3 protein-coding genes are annotated in these 5,697 nt (G+C 38.8%); 2 read left to right on the top strand and 1 reads right to left on the bottom strand.

The window, feature by feature from the left end; genetic code table 11:
* The coding region (locus IM509_RS06980) for an IS630 transposase-related protein (RefSeq protein ID WP_271948249.1) at positions 1-63 on the bottom strand (63 nt) is incomplete at its 3' end.
* A 68-nt stretch (positions 64-131) separates the two neighbouring features.
* Here IM509_RS06980 and IM509_RS06975 point away from each other — a divergent pair.
* Together IM509_RS06975 and IM509_RS06970 are read left to right on the top strand one after the other, a co-directional pair.
* Positions 132-656 carry a hypothetical protein gene (locus IM509_RS06975; protein ID WP_249264993.1) on the top strand — a complete coding sequence of 175 codons (525 nt, stop codon included), beginning with the start codon at positions 132-134 and terminating at the stop codon, positions 654-656.
* An 891-nt stretch (positions 657-1,547) separates the two neighbouring features.
* The gene (locus IM509_RS06970) at positions 1,548-5,138 is read left to right on the top strand and encodes a DUF7149 domain-containing protein (RefSeq protein WP_185237991.1); all 3,591 of its coding nucleotides are present in this window, start codon (positions 1,548-1,550) and stop codon (positions 5,136-5,138) included.
* Positions 5,139-5,697 lie beyond the last annotated feature (559 nt).

Here is a 5,697-nt window from a genome sequence, read left to right as displayed (position 1 = left end):
TATGCTTCCCCCATTCTCTACATAATCGATTACTTTTTTTCTCAAGTCTAGGCTATAAGACATTTTTCTGTATGGGTTGCTCGTTTCCCTTTATTTTACCTTATTTTTCCCTCGTCTCACACTTATTTGAAATGACTATATTTAAGATCGTGGTTTCGGCCGATGATCGCTACGGACCAATTTTTAATCAGGGTTCGGCGGGAGTGATTCTTGAGGCATTACTACACAATGATTATCCCTTGGGCAGTAAGATACCAATTACTTTTATCGGTTATAGTGGCGGCGCTCAGGTTTCCTTGGGTGCAATTATCTATCTCAAAAAATTCTTGAAAGTACCCATCGAAATGATTTCTCTAGGGGGGGTTTTTAGCGGCAATGTCGGTTTTTTGCAGTTGGATCGGTTCTATCATTTAGTCGGTGAACGGGATACGGTAGAACCGATCGGTCGGACGATTTTTCCCGAACGCTGGCCGATCGCTTGGCTTTCCTACTGGAATCAAGCTCGTCGTCTCGGCATTATCAAGATTATCTCCCTGGGACCTACCCATCATAACGGGGTTATGGGTTATATGGACGGTGAAAGAACCCTGGCCGATGGTCGCACCTGTCGCCAGCAAACCGTGGACACTGTGGCTAAATTAATCTCTTTTCCTTAAGAAAAATTGAGATTGACTGATCATGGCTATTTACCACTGGTTTGGGGCTATCCTCGCCAATTCCAGCCCAATACCTGTTCCCTCTTCTCAAATCGGCTCGATTTTTTTTCTCAAAACCCTTGACAAATGGCGAGACTTGCTTTAGACTTTATGTATAATGGGAATCCGTGCGCCCATATATATAGGGTTTTTGAGGGAAGATAAGAGAGAAAAAAATAGACTCAAAAATCGGGTTGGGTAGGAATAGGGATAAAGGTATGAAGACGGAAAATTTCACATAATATCGTAGGGATAATTCATGAATTATCCCTACTGTAAATTATCCCTACGGAATTATCCCCACGGAATTATCCCTACGGAATTATCCCTACGGAATTATCCCCACGGAATTATCCCTACGCTCTGAATTGTTGTTACGGTGATTATAAAATCGGCCCGATTTTTTTTCTGAAAACCCTTGACAAATGGCGAGACTTGCTTTAGAATTTTTATATAATGGGAATCCCTGCGCCCATATATATAGGGTTTTTGAGCCAAGATAAGAGAGAAAAAAATAGCCTCCAAAACTGGGTTGAGTAGGAATAGGGATAAAGGTATGAAGACGGAAAATTTCACATAATATCGTAGGGATAATTCATGAATTATCCCTACTGTAAATTATCCCTACGGAATTATCCCTACGGAATTATCCCTACGATCTGAATTGTTGTTACGGTGATTATAAAATCGGCTCGATTTTTTTCTCAAAACCCTTGACAAATGGCGAGACTTGCTTTAGACTTTATGTATAATCGGAATCCGTGCGCCCATATATATAGGGTTTTTGAGGGAAGATAAGAGAGAAAAAAATAGACTCAAAAATCGGGATGGGTAGGAATAAGGATATAAGGTATGAAGACTGAAATTTTCTCTCCCCGACAAGCATTAAACAAAGCATTTCTGAGAGTCAAACCGAATCGTAGTCAGGTGGAGAAGTTTCAAACCCACCTAGAACAACTCTTGGGGAGTATAAACGAGACAGAATCGGAGGAGTTCCACAAAAACCTGCTTGCAGACTTTCTCAAACACAGCTACTATAGTCCCCAACATTTCATCAACACCAAGGGAAGGAATGATTTAGTCATCCATAATGGGAAAGAGTCGCGGGATTCCGTGGGGGTGATACTGGAAGTCAAGAAACCCAGCAATAAAAGCGAGATGCTGCGGAGAGACAAACTCAACTGTAAAGCATTACAGGAATTACTCCTCTACTTCCTACGGGAAAGAATAACCGAGAAAAACCTAGAGATAAAACACCTGATTGCTACCAATATATATGAGTGGTTTATCTTCGATGGGAATATCTTCGAGAGACTATTCGCACAAAATCAGGAACTTGTCAGACAGTTTAATGACTTTGAGACGGGGAGACTAACGGGAAAAACCACCGACTTCTTCTACAAACAGATAGGGGAACCTTTCCTTAACTCCAGACTCGATTCCCTGACATACACCCATTTTGACTTGCGGGAATACTCCCAAACCATCCGGGAGGACGAACATAACCTCATCAGTCTCTATAAAATCTTTTCTCCCGAACACCTCTTAAAACTCCCCTTTGCGAACGATAGCAACAGTCTCGACAAAAACTTTTATAGTGAACTGCTGCATATCATCGGATTGACAGAGATAAAAGAGGGAGGAAAAAAACTCATCCAACGTCTGCAACCGGCAGCGCGTCAACCCGGTTCGCTGCTAGAGAACGCTATCAGTCAAGTGGAGAGTTTAGATAAAATCTCTCGTTTACCCAATCCCGAAGAATTTGGGGAGACGGAAGAGGAGAGACTATTGAATATCGGTTTAGAGTTGGGGATAACCTGGATAAATAGAATCCTCTTCCTCAAACTATTAGAAGCGCAGATAATTAGGTATCATCGGGGGGATAAATCCCTAGGGTTTCTCAATTTAAGCAAAATTGCCGACTATGACGACTTAAATCGCTTATTTTTCAGCGTTTTAGCCAAAAAACAGTCAGAAAGAAGCAAAGACATCCAGAATATCTATACTCAGGTTCCCTATCTCAACAGTTCCCTATTTGAACCGACGGAATTAGAACAATCAACCATAGTTATCAGTAACCTGCGTTCGGAGAATTTAGAGATTTTTGCGGGAACAGTCTTAAAGGATAGTCAGGGGAAAAAGCGAACAGGAGAAATCAACGCTTTAGCATACCTATTCGAGTTTCTCAATGCCTACGATTTTAGCAGCGAAGGTGGGGAAGCGATACAGGAGGATAACAAGACTCTTATCAATGCGTCGGTGTTGGGATTAATCTTTGAGAAAATCAACGGATATAAGGATGGTTCCTTTTTCACCCCCGGTTTCATCACTATGTATATGTGTCGGGAAACGATTCGACGCGCAGTGATAGAGAAATTTAACCAGAGTCAGGGATGGAATTGTCAGACAATCGAGGATGTGTATAACCGCATCAAAGATAAAACGGCAGCCAATGCTATTATCAATAGTCTCAAAATTTGTGATCCTGCGGTGGGTTCGGGACATTTTCTTGTTTCTGCTTTGAACGAGATAATCGCGATTAAGAGTGAGTTACAGATTTTGGTGGATAAAGAGGGGAAAACTCTCAGGGATTATCGGGTTGAGGTGGTGAACGATGAGTTAATCGTCACCGATGATGACGGTAATCTGTTTGAGTATAATCCCCGCAACCGAGAAAGTCAGCGCGTACAGGAGACTTTATTTCAGGAAAAACAGCGTCTGATTGAGGGGTGTCTCTTTGGAGTTGATATCAATCCCAACTCGGTGAAAATCTGTCGGTTGCGTTTATGGATTGAGTTACTCAAGAATGCTTACTACAAAGCAGATAACGAGTTAGAGACGCTACCGAATATCGATATTAATATCAAGGTTGGCAATTCTCTGATTAGTCGCTTTGGGTTATCCAATGATTTACAAGTCTTTTCCCGCAAAAGTCGTTTAAGTATCGAGAGTTATAAGGATGCGGTGAGAGTCTATCGCAATGCGGAGGATAAATCGCAAAAGCGCGAGATGGAGAGATTGATAAGTGAGATTAAGAGTAGTTTTCGTCAGACTTTACAGGGAGATAATCCTCTGAAAAAGCGCTTGCGGGGTTTGGAAACGGATTTATATAGTCTAGAGAATCAAATTTTGTTATTTGAGGAGTCACCGAAGGAAAAGAAAGCGCGGGAAAGGAAGATTAGTCAGTTAAGGAATGAGATTGATAAGTTACGTCCGCAACTGGAGGAGATTGAAAGCGGTAAGATTTATCATAATGCTTTTGAATGGCGCTTCGAGTTCCCCGAAGTTCTAGACGATAAGGGTGATTTTATCGGTTTTGATGTGGTAATTGGCAATCCTCCTTATATTCAATTATCTAAAATAGACTCAACAACAGTTAAATACAAGAATTATTTACTAATGCGTTATGAAACATCTGGCGGCAGATTAAATACATTTATTTTTTTCACTCATTTATCATTTCAAATACTAAAACAAAACGGAATTTTAAGTTATATCATTCCAAACACTATATTAACTCAAGAATATTATGTATTTACACGTCAATTCTTACTCAATAAAGTAACGCTATCAGAGGTTATCAATTTTCTGAATTTACCGTTTGAAGACGCAGTAGTAGAAACAGTGATTATTCAATATTTGAAATCACAAAATTTAGATTATGCTGTGAATTATGGTGAGCTTGCTGAAAGTGGATTTAATTTCAAATTTAATATAAGTTCATCCGAAATAAGAAGCAATATCGGCTATTCATTTTTAGTTCAGCGTAATTCTATTTTGCTTAAAGTTTTTGAATCTAAAAATTGTCCGCTTGACGAAATTTGTAATATTAATCAAGCAATAGCCTTGAAGGGAGATAAATCACTATCTTTAAAAACACAAAACCCTGAAGGGAAATATAAAAAACTTCTTGATGGAAGAAATATAAATAAATACTCAATTAGCTGGGATGGTTTTTATTTAGATTATGATATTACCAAGATTCATAGTTGTAAACGCAGAGACATTTTTGAAACAAAAGAAAAACTTTTATTTAGAAGAGTTTCGAGAACGTTAATTTTTACCTACGACAATTCTCAATATTATGCTCTTAATACATTGGTAGTTGTAAATCTAAAAAAAGGGATTAACTTTGATATAAAGTTTCTTCTTGGAATAATGAATTCTTCATTAATGAATTATATTTATAACAACAAATTTAAATCAACTAAAACAGTTTTCTCTGAAATTCAAACTCGTTCTATTTCACAGCTTCCAATACCCAAAATTAGTCAAGAACAACAGCAACCTATAATTGTACTTGTAGATCAAATTCTCACGGCTAAAAAATCTAATCCCAAAGCTGACACCAGCGAGTTAGAAAAAGAGATTGACAAAATAGTGTATGAATTGTATGGATTAAGCGAGGAGGAAATCAGGATAATAGAGGGAGAAATCAAATAAATATAAATGTAGGGTGTGTTAGCGAAGCGTAACGCACCCAAAAGCATCCCAAAGGACTGACAAAAATTTGATCCCCCTAAGTCCCCCTTTTTAAGGGGGATTTAAATTTGATACATTCGTTCTTATGAACTCCCAATCGAACTTTAAAACCCATCTCCCCGCTTCCCCTATACCTTCCTCTTACCTATTGCAAGAGTGCCTTATCTCAACAAGTAATTTAAATTCAGTACAGCTTACACCCAAAAGAATCTCAACCAAAATGCTTGACAAAAGCCAAGACTTGACTTATACTTTTTATATAATGGGAATCCGTGCCTAAATATATATAGGGGTTCTCAAAGAAATTAACGAGCGAAAGAAATAGGGACGAAAAGGAAAGCTTTGCCGCAAGGATTAAAGCTGGTTTGGTTAGACTAACTTTATCGAAAATTTGGGTTAAAACCCCGTCGTTTTACGACGGCTTTTCCTGATTTTTGATGTAGCACTTAAGAACTTCCAGTGGCGCACCTCTCAGTTATCAGTTATCAGTTATCAGTTATCAGTGGGTAAGTTATCAGTT

It is taken from the genome of Microcystis sp. M31BS1 (genome assembly GCF_020245285.1).
GTDB lineage: Bacteria > Cyanobacteriota > Cyanobacteriia > Cyanobacteriales > Microcystaceae > Microcystis > Microcystis panniformis.
This window is presented reverse-complemented; position numbering and strand designations above follow the sequence as displayed.